Here is a 13,947-nt window from a genome sequence, read left to right on the forward strand (position 1 = left end):
AGGTCAGGGGGTCGCGCGTCCAGATCGCCCATCGTTACCGAGTTGTGATCTGGGTGGCCGGCCCTAGGCTGCGCGCGTGACTGCAGCGCGCCCCACCTACGACGACGTCGTCATCGGCGCCGGACACAACGGCCTGACCGCCGCGGCATACCTCGCCCGGGCGGGGAGGCGGGTCCTCGTCCTCGAGGCCGCCGACCACGTCGGCGGCGCCGCCATCTCGGCGCAGGCCTTCCCCGGAGTCGACGCCCGCCTGTCGCGGTACTCCTACCTCGTCTCCCTCCTGCCGAGGCAGGTCATCACCGACCTGGACCTCGACGTGCGGCTGGTGCGCCGCCGCTACTCGTCCTTCACGCCGGTGCCTGGTGACCCCACCCGTGGCCTCCTCGTCGACACGGGTGACGAGTCCGCGACCGCGTCGTCCTTCGCGGGCCTCACCGGAGGGCCGCGTGAGTATGCCGCGTGGCAGAGCTTCTACGGGCGGGTCCAGTCCGCGGCCGAGAAGGTCTTCCCGACGGTGCTCGAGCCGTTGCGCTCGGCTGCGGCGATGCGTGCGCTCGTCGGCGACGACGAGCTGTGGGACGACCTCGTGAGCCGGCCCCTGGGCGCGGTGCTGCGCCGCGAGTTCGCCGATGACACCGTGCGAGGTGTCGTCGCCACCGACGCGCTCATCGGCACCTTTGCCGACCTCGACGACGAGACCCTGCGACAGAACGTCTGCTTCCTCTACCACCTCATCGGCGGCGGCACAGGGGACTGGGATGTTCCTGTCGGCGGCATGGGCGCGGTGACCGACGGTCTCGCTCGGGCTGCCACGGCTGCGGGCGCCGAGATCCTCACGGGCACAAGGGTTATCGCAGTCAGCCCCGACGGGCAGGTCGAGTGGGAGGGCGGGTCCGCGACGGCCGACGTCATCCACGCAGCGTGCGCGCCGACGGTGCTCAACCGGTTGCTGGCCGCGGCCGGCGCCGAGCCGGTCGACACCGAGGAACAGCCCGAGGGTGCGCAGCTCAAGGTCAACATGCTGCTGTCGCGGCTGCCGCGGCTGCGCGACGAGTCGGTCGACCCGGTCGCCGCCTTCTCCGGCACCTTCCACGTCAACGAGGGCTTCGACCAGCTGCAGCGCGCCCACGCCGAGGCCGCCGAGGGACGGGTGCCGCAGGTGCCGCCGTGCGAGATCTACTGCCACTCGCTGGCTGACCCGAGCATCCTCGGGCCCGACCTGGTCGCGTCCGGTGCGCAGACGCTCACGTTGTTCGGGCTGCACCTGCCCGCCCGGCTGTTCACCGGAACCGACCAGGAGCGGGCGGAGGTCAAGGACCTCGCCTTGGCACGCACGCTCGAGTCGCTGAACTCCGTTCTGGCAGAACCGATCCAGGACGTCCTGCTGCGCGACGGCGAAGGGGCCTACTGCCTCGAGGCGCGCACGCCCGTCGAGCTCGAGGCCGACCTGGGCCTGCCCGGGGGCAACATCTTCCACCGGTCGCTGCAGTGGCCCTGGGCCGAGCGCGAGGACGAGGTCGGCACGTGGGGAGTCGAGACACGGTACGAGAAGGTGCGGCTCGCGGGAGCCGGCGCGCGGCGCGGAGGCGGCGTCAGCGGCATACCCGGTCACAACGCAGCCATGTCGGTGCTCGCCGACGGGCCGGCGCACACGTAACACCCGGGAAACACGACTGGGGCAGGATCGACACATGGATCGTCAGCAAGAGTTCGTCCTGCGCACCATCGAGGAGCGCGACATCCGCTTCGTGCGGCTGTGGTTCACCGACGTGCTCGGCACGCTGAAGTCGGTGGCGGTGGCGCCGGCCGAGCTCGAGGGGGCCTTCGCGGAAGGCATCGGGTTCGACGGTTCGGCGATCGAGGGGTTCGCCCGCGTCTACGAGGCCGACATGCTGGCCAAGCCCGACCCCTCGACGTTCCAGGTCCTGCCGTGGCGTGGTGACAACCCCGGCACCGCCCGCATGTTCTGCGACATCACCCTGCCCGACGGGTCGCCGAGCTTCGCCGATCCGCGGCACGTGCTCCAGCGCGCGCTGACCAAGGCGTCGGATCTCGGGTTCACCTTCTACACGCACCCGGAGATCGAGTTCTACCTCCTCAAGCAGGGCTTCGCGCCGGGCGACAGCCCCACCCCGGTGGACCAGGCCGGCTACTTCGACCACGTGCCGCACGGCACCGGCCACGACTTCCGGCGGGCCGCGATCACGATGCTCGAGTCGATGGGCATCTCGGTCGAGTTCAGCCACCACGAGGGTGGCCCGGGGCAGAACGAGATCGACCTGCGCTACGCCGACGCGCTGTCGACCGCGGACAACATCATGACCTTCCGCACGGTCATCAAGGAGGTCGCGCTCGAGCAGGGCATCTTCGCCTCGTTCATGCCGAAACCCTTTGCACAGCACCCCGGTTCGGGCATGCACACCCACCTGTCCCTCTTCGACGGCGACAGCAACGCCTTCCACGAGCCCGGTGCGCCGTACCAGCTGTCCAAGGTCGGGCGACAGTTCATCGCCGGCCTGCTGCGCCACGGCGCCGAGATCACCGCGGTGACCAACCAGTGGGTCAACTCCTACAAGCGGCTGTGGGGCGGCGGGGAGGCGCCGGCCTACCTGACCTGGGGGCACAACAACCGGTCGGCGATGGTCCGGGTGCCGATGTACAAGCCGCTCAAGGGGCAGAGCAGCCGGGTCGAGGTGCGCACGATCGACGCCGCGTGCAACCCCTACCTCGCGTTCGCGCTCGTTCTCGCCGCCGGGCTCAAGGGCATCGAGGAGGACTACGAGCTGCCGCCGGAGACCGAGGACGACGTGTGGGGCCTGACCTCGGCCGAGCGGCAGGCGATGGGCATCGAGCCCCTGCCGAGCTCGCTGCACGAGGCGATCCGGGTCATGGAACGCAGCGACCTCGTCGCCGAGACCCTCGGCGAGCACGTCTTCGACTTCTTCCTGCGCAACAAGCGCGCCGAGTGGGACGACTACCGGGGCGAGATCACCCGGTTCGAGCTGGAGCGCTACCTCCCGGGCCTCTAGGCCGGGACGCCGCGGCGCGGCATCACTGGTAGGGGTCGGTGATGTCCCGCAGGGCGGTGAGGGCGTCGCGAAGCTGTCGCATGCGCCGCGGCCCGAGGTGTGCCTCCCATTCCGCCTCGATGCGGTCCTCCTCGGCCCGCGCGTGCGGGATGGCCGCCTCGGCCCGAGTGGTCAGCCGCACCAGCCGCGCCCGTCCGTCGGTGGGGTCCGGCACGCGCTCGACGTAGCCCGCCCGCTCGAGCTTGTCGACGAGCGCCGTGGCGGTCTGCTTCGCGACCTGCGCGCGGTCGGCCAGCACGCTGACCCGGGTGCCCTCGGGGTCGATGCCCATCATGAGGCGGCTCTGGGCGATGGTCACGTCGTCGAAGCCCTGGCGGCCCCATCGGCGCACTCCTGCTCCTGCTCACGGGCCGGGCCGCTGCCCTCACCCGCCTCGATGGCACCGGCGCCGACGCCTTGCGCCTCACCGAGGACACCGCCGCCTGACGCGACCCGACGTATGCCGGGCGCCGGCCGTCGAGGGGTCAGGGCGCGCTGACGCAATCCGATTCGTTCAGCGAGCCGTGACCCCTCGACGCTCGACGTGACGGTCCGGCGCGGGTCGGACGCCGGGCTGCGTAGAGTCTGGGCCGTGATCTCCGGCCGGCCCACCTCGCAGACGGCGGCGCTGGCGCGACTCGGGTTTGCCGACGCGGACCGCGCGGCCCAGCTGCTCGCCGACAAGGCCCTCGCCGGGCTGGTCGACCCGCTCGACGACGTCTTCAGCGACGGCCTGCCGGACGCCCTCGGTGCGGTGGCCGACGCCGACCTGGCACTGCTGTCCCTGGTGCGGCTCATGGAGTCGTTGCGCGCGACCGAGCCCAACCGGCGCGACCTCGAGCAGGGGAGCGGCACGCAGGTGCGCGGTCTGCTTGCCGCCCTGCGGCACCCCGGCGCCGAACGCGACCGCCTGCTCGCCGTCCTCGGTTCCTCGACCGCGCTCGCCGACCACCTCGTTGCGCACCCCGAGCACTGGCGCAGCGTCACCGACGCGCGACCGCTCACCGTTGCCGAACGCATCGCCGAGCTGACCGGCGCGGTGCGCGACCACGGCGAGCACACGGCATACGACGCACTGCGCATCGGCTATCGACGCCAGCTGCTCGGCATCGCCGCCATCGACCTCACCGGCGGTGACCCGGTTGAAACTCTGCCCGACACGGCGGCCGCGCTGGCCGACCTCGCCGAGGCGGCGCTCGAGGCCGCCCTCGTCATCGCCCGCGACGAGGTGGGCGAGCAGGCCGACCTGTGCGACTTCGCGGTCATCGGCATGGGCAAGACCGGTGGGCGCGAGCTCAACTACGTCAGCGACGTCGACGTCATCTTCGTCGCCGAGCCACGCGAGGGTGTCGACGAGGCCGACGCCGTCGCGGCCGGCGCAGCCCTCGCCACGCACCTGATGCGGGCCTGCTCCACCTCGACCGGGCAGGGCACGCTGTGGCCGGTCGACGCGGCGCTGCGCCCCGAGGGCAAGAACGGGCCGCTCGCACGGACCGTCGAGTCGCACCGCACCTACTACGAGCGGTGGGCCAAGACGTGGGAGTTCCAGGCCCTGCTCAAGGCCCGGCCCGTCGCCGGTGACCGCGAGCTGGGGCAGCGCTACCTCGAGGCGGTCCAGCCGCTGGTGTGGCAGGCCGCCTCCCGCGACAACTTCGTCGAGGACGTGCAGGCCATGCGGCGCCGGGTCGAACAGCACGTGCCCCCCGCCGAGGCCGACCGCCAGCTCAAGCTCGGCCCGGGCGGTCTGCGCGACGTGGAGTTCAGCGTCCAGCTGCTCCAGCTCGTCCACGGACGCGCCGACGAGTCGCTGCGGTCCGGGACGACGCTCGAGGCGCTCGACGCGCTCGCCCGCGGCGGCTACGTCGGGCGCGAGGACGCCGCCACGCTCGATGCGAGCTACCGGCTGCTGCGCACCCTCGAGCACCGCATCCAGCTCTTCCGGCTGCGCCGCACCCACCTCATGCCCACCGGAGACGCCGACCTGCGCCGCCTCGGGCGCGCGCTCGGACACCGCTCCGACGCGGCCAAGGCCGTGACCGCCCAGTGGCAGCAGCAGGCCCGCGAGGTGCGGCGCATCCACGAACGCCTCTTCTACCGGCCGCTGCTCGCAGCCGTCGCCCGGCTCAGCTCGTCGGAGGCGCGCCTCGCGCCTGAGGCCGCGCGAGATCGGTTGGCAGCACTGGGTTTTCGCGATCCGGGGGGAGCGATCAAGCACCTCGAGGCGCTCACCACGGGCGTGAGCCGGCGCGCCGCGATCCAGCGCACGCTGCTGCCGGTCATGCTCGGCTGGTTCGCCGACGAGGCCGACCCCGACGGAGGGCTGCTCGCCTTCCGCAAGGTGAGCGAGGAGCTCGGCTCAACCCACTGGTACCTGCGCCTGCTGCGGGACGAGGGCTCCGCGGCGGAGCGTCTCGCGCACGTGCTCGCGAGGAGTCGGTATGCCGCCGACCTCCTCGTGGGTGCCCCGGAGTCGGTGGCCATGCTGGGGGAGAGCGGTGGTCTGGTGCCCGCGCGACGCGAGGACCTGCTGCGCCGGATGGGTGCCGCGGCCGGTCGTCAGGACGACCCGGAGAAGGCCGTGCGCAGTGCCCGCGCGATCCGGCGGCAGGAGCTCTTCCGGATCGCGGTGGCCGACCTCGGCGGCGAACTCGACCTCGCCGGCGTCGGCACCGCCCTGAGCGAGCTGACCGAGGCGCTCATCGAGACCGCGTTGGGGGTTGCCGTGCGCTCGGTCGAGAAGACCGTCGGCCGTTCCCTCGCGACCCGCATGCTTGTCGTCGGGATGGGCCGGCTGGGTGGGGCCGAGTCGGGCTACTCCTCGGACGCCGACGTGCTCTTCGTCCACGACCCACTGCCCGGGGCCGAGGAGAAGACGGCCCAGGAGGACGCACTCGCGGTCGTGCAGGAGCTGCGCCGCCTGCTGGCCGCAGCCGGTCCCGACCCCCAGCTCGGCCTCGACGCCGACCTGCGGCCGGAGGGCAAGAACGGGCCACTCGTGCGCAGCCTCGCCAGCTACCGCAGCTACTACGAGCGCTGGTCCCTGACCTGGGAGTCACAGGCCCTGCTCCGGGCGCGCCCCATCGCCGGCGACCCCGACCTCGCCGCCGCCTTCACCGAGCTGATCGACCCGAAGCGCTGGCCCGACGACGGCCTCGACCAGCGCCAGGTCCGCGAGATCCGCACCCTCAAGGCCCGGATGGAGGCCGAGCGGCTGCCCCGCGGCGCCGACCCCAAGAGCCACTTCAAGCTCGGCCGCGGCGGCCTGTCCGACGTCGAGTGGACTGTCCAGCTGATCCAGATGCAGCACGCCCACGAGGACACCGCGCTCCGCACGACCAGCACCCTCGACGCGCTGGCCGCGGCCGAGGCGCACGGGCACCTCACCAAGGGCGACGCGGCCGCGTTGCGCGAGTCGTGGACGCTCGCCTCCCGGCTGCGCAACGCTGCCGTGCTGTACCGCGGCCGACCGGTCGACAGCGTCCCGTCGGACCTGCGGATGGCCGACGGCGTGGGCCGGATCCTGGGTGGTGAGCCGGGATCCGGGGCGGATCTCGCCGAGCACTACCGCCGGGTCGCGCGGCACGCCCGCACGGTCACCGAGTTCAACTTTTACGGCAAGGCATAGCGGGGTAGCGTCCCCCCATGGTCAGCGGCAGGGACAGCCACGCTGTGCCCTCCTACGGAGAGGTGCTGCGCACCCCGGCATACCTCCAGGTGTTCCTGGCCGCGACGTTCTCCACCTGGGGCGACTACATCGCCCGCGTCGCGACGGCCGCGATCGTCTTCAGCTGGACGGGGTCCGCGGTGGCGACGGCGGCGACGTTCGCCGTGTCCCTGATTCCCACCATCCTCGGGCGCGGGCTGCTCGGGCCGCTGTGCGACCGGTTCCCCGCCAAGGCCACGATGGTGGTCACCCACCTCGTGCGGGCGTGCATCGTCGGACTGCTGATCCTCACGGTGACCACGACCCGGTCGGTGCCACTCGTGCTGGTGCTGGTGTTCCTGCTCGAGTTCGTCGGTGGCCCGGCGATCACCGCCTCGCAGATGATCCTCACCGAGGTCTTCGCCCACGACCGGCGGCTCTACGCCAAGGGGCTCGGGCTCGGCATCCTTGCCGGACAGGTCAACCAGGCCATCGGCCTGGCGGTCGGTGGCGTCATCGTCAGCTCGCTCGGCCACCTGCCCACGCTGGCGCTCGACGTGGCCGCATTCGTCATCGGCGCCTTGCTGCTGATGACCGTCCGACTGCGCAGCGAGCCGCCCGTCTCCACGTCGACCAACTTCTTCAGCGACCTGGCCGGTGGCTGGCGCCAGATCCGCGGCGACCGCGTCCTGACCCGGCTGCTCCTGCTGTCTCTGACCGCGACCCTTGCGATCTCGGCTCCCGAGGCGGTCGCGCTGCCATATGCCGACGCGGCCACCCACAGCGACTCCTCGCGCTGGGGCGGGCTGCTCATGGCAGCGCCCATCCTCGGGACGGTCCTCGGCCTGGTGCTCATCGGCCGGCTCTCGGCGGAACGGCAGTCGGCCAACATCATGCGGCTGGCGCTGCTGATGCCCCTGCCCCTGCTGGTGACGATCTTCCAGCCGCCGCTGTGGATCGTGTGGCTCGCGTGGTTCGCCTGTGGCGCCCTGCAGGCGTTCATGCTGCCGCTCCAGGCCGCCTTCACCCTCCTCGTCCCGACCGCCCTGCGCGGCCGCGTCTTCGGCCTCGCCGGTGCCGTGTCCGTCGGCGTGAGCGGCGTGAGCTTCCTCGTCGCCGGCTGGATCTCCGAGCGCACCTCACCGGCGGCCTCGGTCGGCATCTGCGCCGTGATCACCCTCGGCATCCTCATCCTCGTCGCCGCCCGCTGGCCCAAGGACGAGGTTGCGGGGAGCATCGAGGCGACCTTCGCCGAGACCGAGCACCCCGAGGCCAGCGAACCCGCCGCGCCCGCCGCGGAGCCCGCTGCCCCACCCGTCGACCGCGAGCACACTTCCGGGGGCTGAGACCGGCGTCGGGCCTTCGAGCCGGCGACCTAGAATCGGGCACCATGATGTCCACGATCGACCTGCGGGGACGCCGGCCCGGCCCCCGTGAGCTGCGCCAGCTCCTCCCGCGTGCGGAGTTCGACGTCGCGGCGGCCGTCGAGACGGTCCGCCCGATCTGTGCCGACGTCCAGCATCGCGGTGCCACCGCGCTCTACGAGCTCGGCGAACGCCTCGACGGCGTCCGCCCCCCGACCCTGCGCGTACCCACCGCCCTCCTGCAGGCCGCCCTCGACCAGCTCGACCCCCAGGTCCGCGCCGCCCTCGACGAGGCGGTCACCCGCACCCGGCTCGTCCACGAGCGCCAGCTGCCGCGCAGCGAGTCGGTTCCGGTCACCGAGGGCGGTCACGTCACGAACCGGTGGGTACCCGTCGACCGGGTCGGCCTCTACGTGCCCGGTGGCCGGGCGGTCTACCCCTCGAGCGTCGTCATGAACGTCGTCCCCGCGCAGGTCGCCGGCGTCGGGTCGCTCGCCGTGGCCAGCCCGCCGCAGCGGGAGAACACCGGTGAGTTCGCCGGCTACCCCCACCCGACTGTCCTCGCCGCGTGCGCGTTGCTGGGCGTCGACGAGGTGTATGCCGTGGGCGGCGCCCAGGCGGTCGCCGCCTTCGCCTACGGGTTCGTCGACGAGTCCGACACCGCCGGGGGAGAACCGGTGGAGTGCGCGCCGGTCAGCCTCGTCACCGGTCCCGGCAACATCTACGTCGCCGCGGCCAAGCGTCACCTCAAGGGTCTCATCGGCATCGACGCCGAGGCCGGCCCCACCGAGATCATGGTGCTCGCCGACGACACGGCCGACCCGGTGCACGTCGCCGCCGACCTCATCTCCCAGGCCGAGCACGACCCGCAGGCCGCATCAGTGCTCGTCACCCACAGCACCGCGCTCGCGGACGCGGTGGCCACCGAGCTCGAGCGCCGGGTGGCCGCCACGAAGCACTCCGAGCGCGTGGCGCAGGCGCTCGCCGGGCGCCAGTCCGGTGTCGTCCTCGTCGACGACCTCGACGCCGGGTTCGACGTCGTCAACGCCTACGGCGCCGAGCACCTCGAGCTCCAGATCCAGGACGCCGCACCGCTGGCCGACCGCGTGCGCAACGCCGGTGCCGTCTTCGTCGGCGCGTTCGCCCCGGTCAGCCTCGGCGACTACCTGGCGGGTTCCAACCACGTGCTGCCCACGGGCGGCTGCGCCTGCCACAGCAGCGGGCTGTCCGTGCACTCGTTCCTGCGTTCGATGCAGGTCATCGACTACGGCCCCGCCGCGCTGCGCGAGGTGGCCGACCAGGTGGTGGCCCTCGCCCAGGCCGAGGACCTGCCCGCCCACGGCGAAGCGGTCCGCGCCCGCTTCGACGCCTGACGATGGATGTCGCCTTGACCGAACCGGCCGACCTCCAGTCGCTGCTGCGCGCCGACCTGCGGGGCGGCACGCCCTACGGCGCGCCACAGCTCGACGTGCCCGTGCGGCTCAACACCAACGAGAGCTCCTACGACGTGCCGCCCGAGGTCGTCGAGGAGATCACCCGCGCGGTCACCGGCGTGGCGCCCCACCTCAACCGCTACCCCGACCGGGAGTTCACGGACCTGCGGACTGCCCTCGCGGCATACCTCACGGCCACGACGGGAGTCGACCTGACGCCCGAGCAGGCGTGGGCCGGCAACGGGTCCAACGAGGTGCTCCAACACCTCGTCCTCGCCTTCGGCGGCCCGGACCGCACAGCGCTCGGCTTCACGCCGGCCTACTCGATGCACCCGATCATCAGCCGCTCCGTCGGGACGACCTGGGTCGACGGGCTGCGCGGGCAGGGCGGGCAGGCGTTCGACCTCACCGCCGAGAGCGCCGTCGCGCAGGTGCGCGAGCACCAGCCGAACCTCGTCTTCCTCTGCTCACCGAACAACCCCACCGGCACCGCGCTCGACCTCGACGTGGTGGAGGCCGTGTATGCCGCGGCGCCCCGTGCCGTGGTCGTGGTGGACGAGGCGTACGCCGAGTTCGCTCGCCCGGGGACCCCGAGCGCCCTGACCCTGCTCGAGGGGCGGCCACGGCTCGTCGTCACGCGCACCATGAGCAAGGCGTTCGCGTTCGCCGGTGGCCGCCTCGGTTACCTTGCCGCCGACGCCGAGCTGGTCGACGCGTTGCGGCTGGTGCGGCTGCCCTACCACCTGTCGGCACCCACCCAGGCCATCGCGCTCGCCGCACTGCACCACGCCGACCGCATGCTCGCGACCGTCGAGGCGATCAAGACCCAGCGCGACCGCATGGTCACCGAGCTGGCGGCGATGGGCCTCGACCCGGTGCCGAGCGATGCCAACTTCGTCCTCTTCGGCGGCCTCGCCGACGCGGGGAGGACGTGGCAGGCACTGCTCGAGCGGGGTGTGCTGGTGAGGGACGTCGGCATTCCCCACTATCTTCGTGTCACGGCCGGGACCCCGGCTGAGACGGACGCGTTCCTCGGTGCCATCGCCGAGGTCGAGGGCAAGGACAGGAGCGAGCGGTGACCGCAGCGGACCGCACGGCGGCCCTGAGCAGGACCACGTCGGAGTCGAGTGTCGAGCTCGAGCTCAACCTCGACGGCACCGGCCAGTCGGACATCGACACCGGTGTGCGCTTCTACGACCACATGCTCGCCTCGCTGGCCAAGCACTCGCTCATCGACCTGCGGGTCAAGGCCACCGGCGACGTCGACGTCGACGTGCACCACACGGTCGAGGACGTCGCCATCGTGCTCGGGGACGCGCTGCGCGAGGCACTCGGAGACAAGAGCGGCATCGCCCGGTTCGGTGACGCCACCGTCCCGCTCGACGAGGCGCTCGCCCAGGCCGTCGTCGACGTCGCGGGCCGTCCCTACGTCATGCACACCGGCGAGCCCGAGGGCCAGCAGTACGTCCTCATCGGTGGCCACTTCACCGGGTCGATGACACGCCACGTGTGGGAGTCCCTGGCGGGCCGTGCCGGGATCGCCCTGCACGTGCGCGTGCTCGCCGGCCGCGACCCGCACCACATCGTCGAGGCCCAGTTCAAGGCGGTCGCGCGCGCCCTGCGCGCGGCCGTGGCCCGGGACGAGCGCGTCGTCGGCGTGCCCAGCGCGAAGGGCAGCCTCTCCACGTGAACGAGCGGTGGCAGCCGGCGCAGTCGCGCGGGCTGCTCCTGGTGCCCGGTGAGCCCGAGCCCGCGACTGCGTGGGTCCGCAAGGGCCTGGTGGCGTGCCAGGTCGTCGAGCTCGGCCGCTGGACAGGCGTCGTGCCCGTCGAGGAGCGTTCGCGCGCCGCGGAGCCCTACGACGACGCGGCGACGGTGCTCGTCTCGCGCCCGCTGCCACGCAAGCTGCGCCCGGCGATCGGTGTGCTCCACGTCGACCACCGGGCGGCCGTCGTCGTGCAACCCGGTGGCCTGCGACACCAGCCGCGCTGGCTCGTGTGGGCACCTGGCGACGGACACGTCCGCACCCCCGACCTCGACCTCGCGACACCCGCCGACCTCGCGGAGGCCGCCGGGCGACCCGCCGCGGACCGGGACGTCGCCCAGGTCGTCGCCGACCGCTCGGGCGACGCACTGCGCCTGCTCACCGACCTCATGACCGTCCTCGGACTGCCGGGAGCGGACCTCCTCGGGCCCGGCGCCGGCATACGCGGACCGGTGGTGGCGCCCACGGCCCAGGCCGTCGAGCGGTTCGACGCCCGGATGGCCGAGATCGCCCGACACCACCGCGAGCTGGAGGACAACAGATGAGCACCCCGCGACGACGCAACGTCGTCGTCCTCGACTACGGCAGCGGCAACGTCCACTCCGCCGTCCGCGCGCTCGAACACGTCGGCGCGCAGGTCGAGCTCACCGCCGACCGGGCCCGCGCCCAGGACGCCGACGGGCTCTTCGTGCCCGGGGTCGGCAACTTCCACGCGTGCATGGCGGGGCTGCGCGCGGCTGACGGGCCGCGCATCATCGAGACCCGGCTCGCCGGTGGACGCCCCGTGCTCGGGGTCTGCGTCGGCATGCAGGTGATGTTCGACGGCTCCGACGAGCCGGGCGAGGCACCCGTCGACGGGCTCGGCGAGTGGCCGGGCCGGGTTGCGCGCCTCGCCGCCGACGTCGTGCCCCACATGGGCTGGTCACCGGTCGAGGTGCCGGGCGGCAGCCGCCTGTTCGCCGGGGTCGACCAGGAGCGCTTCTACTTCGTGCACTCGTATGCCGCGCCGCGGTGGACGCTCGAGGCCACCGGCCCCTTTGAGGTGGTGGCGCCACTCGTCACGTGGGCCGAGCACGGCGACCGGTTCGTCGCCGCCGTCGAGAACGGCCCGCTCGCGGCCACCCAGTTCCACCCCGAGAAGTCCGGCGACGCCGGCCTTGCCCTGCTCGAGAACTGGGTGCGGTCCCTGTGACCGCACCCGAAAGGAAACCAGTCATGACCGACCAGCCGAGGCTGGAGCTGCTGCCCGCCGTCGACGTCCAGGGCGGTCGCGCCGTCCAGCTCGTGCAGGGGGTGGCCGGCAGCGGCGGCGAGTTCGGCGACCCGTGGGAGGCCGCGCTGGCCTGGCAGGAGCAGGGTGCGCAGTGGCTCCACCTCGTCGACCTCGACGCGGCCTTCGGCCGGGGCTCCAACCGTGAGCTGCTCGCGTCCATCGTCGGTCGCCTCGACCTCAAGGTGGAGATGAGCGGCGGCATCCGCGACGCCGAGTCGCTCGAGGCCGCGCTCGCGACCGGCTGCCGACGGGTCAACCTCGGCACGGCAGCCCTCGAGGACCCCGAGTGGACCGCGTCGGCCATCGCCGAGCACGGCGACCGGGTCGCCGTCGGGCTCGACGTGCGCGGCACCACGCTCGCCGCGCGCGGGTGGACGAAGGAGGGCGGCGACCTGTGGGAGACGCTCGAGCGGCTCGACCGCGAGGGCTGCGAACGCTACGTCGTCACCGACGTCAACAAGGATGGCATGCTCAAGGGCCCCAACCTCGAGCTGCTGCGCGACGTCTGCGCGCGCACCGACCGGCCGGTCGTCGCGTCCGGTGGGGTGTCGACACTGGAGGACATCGCCGCGATCCGTGGCCTGGTGCCCGAGGGCGTCGAGGGGGCGATCGTCGGGTCGGCCCTCTACCGCGGTGCGTTCACCCTGCCCGAGGCGCTCGACGTGGCCGGGCGTCCGTGACCGGCGGTCACGACTCGGCGGGCATCCCGTTCGGCGGGCGCGAGCTGACGGGTACCGGGTTCGACGGTGACACCGGTGCTGCCGACGCGGCGCTGGAGGCGGCGCTGGCCGACCCCGGCGATGAGCGGGCCCTCATGGCAGCCGTCGCAGGCGCCCGGTTCATCGTGCCCATCGTCGCCGAGCCGGGCGAGGTCGACCACAGCGGCGAGCTGGCCGTCGAGAAGCAGACCGACATGGCGGCGGTGACGCTGACCGCGCCCGACGGGACCCGCGCGCTGCCGGTGTTCAGCTCCACCGCCGCCCTCACCGCCTGGGACCCCGCGGCCCGGCCCGTGCCCGTCACGGCGGCACGCGCGGCGCAGGCCGCGGTGTCGGAACGCTGCGACGTCATCGTCGTCGACGTCGCTGGTCCGCACACCGTCGCACTGCGTCCCAGCATGGTGTGGGCCCTTGCGCAGCAACGGGATTGGCTGCCGGCCCACGAGGACGCCGTCGTCGATCGCGCGGTCGCGGCCGCGACCCGCGGACGCGAGGAGGTCGCGGCATACCAGCTCGAGAACGGCGCCCCGGGCGAAGGCGTGCTGCGGGTCGTCCTCGAGCTGCGCCCGGGTCTCAGTGCCGAGCAGGTGCAGGAGGTCGCGACCTCGGTGGGGGAGCGGCTCGCCACCGACGGCGAGGTCCGCGCGCGGATCGACGGGTTGGCGTTCTCGATCCGCTGACG

At 72.9% G+C, this 13,947-nt stretch carries 12 protein-coding genes; 11 read left to right on the forward strand and 1 reads right to left on the reverse strand.

The window, feature by feature from the left end:
• Positions 1 to 76 precede the first annotated feature (76 nt).
• Positions 77 to 1,657 (forward strand): NAD(P)-binding protein, encoded by a 1,581-nt coding sequence (locus tag HJG52_RS01320; RefSeq protein ID WP_171241778.1) that lies wholly within the window; start codon positions 77 to 79, stop codon positions 1,655 to 1,657.
• Positions 1,658 to 1,691: 34 nt separating this feature from the next.
• The gene (locus HJG52_RS01325; RefSeq protein WP_171241779.1) at positions 1,692 to 3,029 is read left to right on the forward strand and encodes a glutamine synthetase family protein; all 1,338 of its coding nucleotides are present in this window, start codon (positions 1,692 to 1,694) and stop codon (positions 3,027 to 3,029) included.
• A gap of 22 nt (positions 3,030 to 3,051) precedes the next feature.
• On the opposite strand, the gene HJG52_RS01330 is transcribed toward HJG52_RS01325, so the two are convergent.
• A complete protein-coding gene (locus HJG52_RS01330; protein WP_346767508.1) occupies positions 3,052 to 3,420 on the reverse strand; it encodes a MarR family winged helix-turn-helix transcriptional regulator in 369 nt (122 codons plus the stop codon).
• A 243-nt stretch (positions 3,421 to 3,663) separates the two neighbouring features.
• On the opposite strand from HJG52_RS01330, the gene HJG52_RS01335 reads away from it, so the two are divergent.
• The 9 genes from HJG52_RS01335 to HJG52_RS01375 are packed head-to-tail and all read left to right on the forward strand — an operon-like array spanning position 3,664 to position 13,945.
• On the forward strand, positions 3,664 to 6,693 hold the full coding sequence (locus HJG52_RS01335; RefSeq protein WP_171242990.1) for a bifunctional [glutamine synthetase] adenylyltransferase/[glutamine synthetase]-adenylyl-L-tyrosine phosphorylase: 3,030 nt from the start codon (positions 3,664 to 3,666) through the stop codon (positions 6,691 to 6,693).
• 17 nt (positions 6,694 to 6,710) lie between these two features.
• Positions 6,711 to 8,057 (forward strand): MFS transporter, encoded by a 1,347-nt coding sequence (locus HJG52_RS01340; protein ID WP_171241780.1) that lies wholly within the window; start codon positions 6,711 to 6,713, stop codon positions 8,055 to 8,057.
• Between the two features lie 44 nt (positions 8,058 to 8,101).
• Complete coding sequence (gene hisD, locus HJG52_RS01345; RefSeq protein ID WP_171241781.1) at positions 8,102 to 9,448, forward strand: histidinol dehydrogenase; 1,347 nt, start codon at positions 8,102 to 8,104, stop codon at positions 9,446 to 9,448.
• Between the two features lie 2 nt (positions 9,449 to 9,450).
• A complete protein-coding gene (locus HJG52_RS01350; RefSeq protein WP_171241782.1) occupies positions 9,451 to 10,587 on the forward strand; it encodes a histidinol-phosphate transaminase in 1,137 nt (378 codons plus the stop codon).
• On the forward strand, positions 10,584 to 11,198 hold the full coding sequence (gene hisB, locus HJG52_RS01355) for an imidazoleglycerol-phosphate dehydratase HisB (protein WP_171241783.1): 615 nt from the start codon (positions 10,584 to 10,586) through the stop codon (positions 11,196 to 11,198). The genes HJG52_RS01350 and hisB overlap by 4 nt, the downstream gene beginning before the upstream one ends.
• The gene (locus HJG52_RS01360; protein ID WP_171241784.1) at positions 11,195 to 11,818 is read left to right on the forward strand and encodes a hypothetical protein; all 624 of its coding nucleotides are present in this window, start codon (positions 11,195 to 11,197) and stop codon (positions 11,816 to 11,818) included. The genes hisB and HJG52_RS01360 overlap by 4 nt, the downstream gene beginning before the upstream one ends.
• A complete protein-coding gene (gene hisH / locus HJG52_RS01365) occupies positions 11,815 to 12,465 on the forward strand; it encodes an imidazole glycerol phosphate synthase subunit HisH (protein ID WP_171241785.1) in 651 nt (216 codons plus the stop codon). The genes HJG52_RS01360 and hisH overlap by 4 nt, the downstream gene beginning before the upstream one ends.
• Positions 12,466 to 12,488: 23 nt before the next feature.
• Positions 12,489 to 13,226: a bifunctional 1-(5-phosphoribosyl)-5-((5-phosphoribosylamino)methylideneamino)imidazole-4-carboxamide isomerase/phosphoribosylanthranilate isomerase PriA gene (gene priA / locus HJG52_RS01370; protein WP_171241786.1), complete on the forward strand. Its 738-nt coding sequence runs from the start codon at positions 12,489 to 12,491 to the stop codon at positions 13,224 to 13,226.
• Positions 13,223 to 13,945, forward strand: coding sequence for an SseB family protein (locus HJG52_RS01375; RefSeq protein ID WP_171241787.1), 723 nt, complete (start codon positions 13,223 to 13,225; stop codon positions 13,943 to 13,945). The genes priA and HJG52_RS01375 overlap by 4 nt, the downstream gene beginning before the upstream one ends.
• Positions 13,946 to 13,947: the final 2 nt, after the last annotated feature.

This window comes from Knoellia koreensis (genome assembly GCF_013041615.1).
In the GTDB taxonomy this organism is placed as follows: domain Bacteria; phylum Actinomycetota; class Actinomycetes; order Actinomycetales; family Dermatophilaceae; genus Pedococcus; species Pedococcus koreensis.

Excerpts from the sequence above, each read along its gene's own strand:
- HJG52_RS01325 (WP_171241779.1), top strand. The coding sequence starts at position 1,692 with ATGGATCGTCAGCAAGAGTTCGTCCTGCGCACCATCGAGGAGCGCGAC.
- HJG52_RS01340 (WP_171241780.1), top strand. The coding sequence starts at position 6,711 with ATGGTCAGCGGCAGGGACAGCCACGCTGTGCCCTCCTACGGAGAGGTG.
- hisD (WP_171241781.1), top strand. The coding sequence starts at position 8,102 with ATGATGTCCACGATCGACCTGCGGGGACGCCGGCCCGGCCCCCGTGAG.
- HJG52_RS01350 (WP_171241782.1), top strand. The coding sequence starts at position 9,451 with ATGGATGTCGCCTTGACCGAACCGGCCGACCTCCAGTCGCTGCTGCGC.
- hisH (WP_171241785.1), top strand. The coding sequence starts at position 11,815 with ATGAGCACCCCGCGACGACGCAACGTCGTCGTCCTCGACTACGGCAGC.
- priA (WP_171241786.1), top strand. The coding sequence starts at position 12,489 with ATGACCGACCAGCCGAGGCTGGAGCTGCTGCCCGCCGTCGACGTCCAG.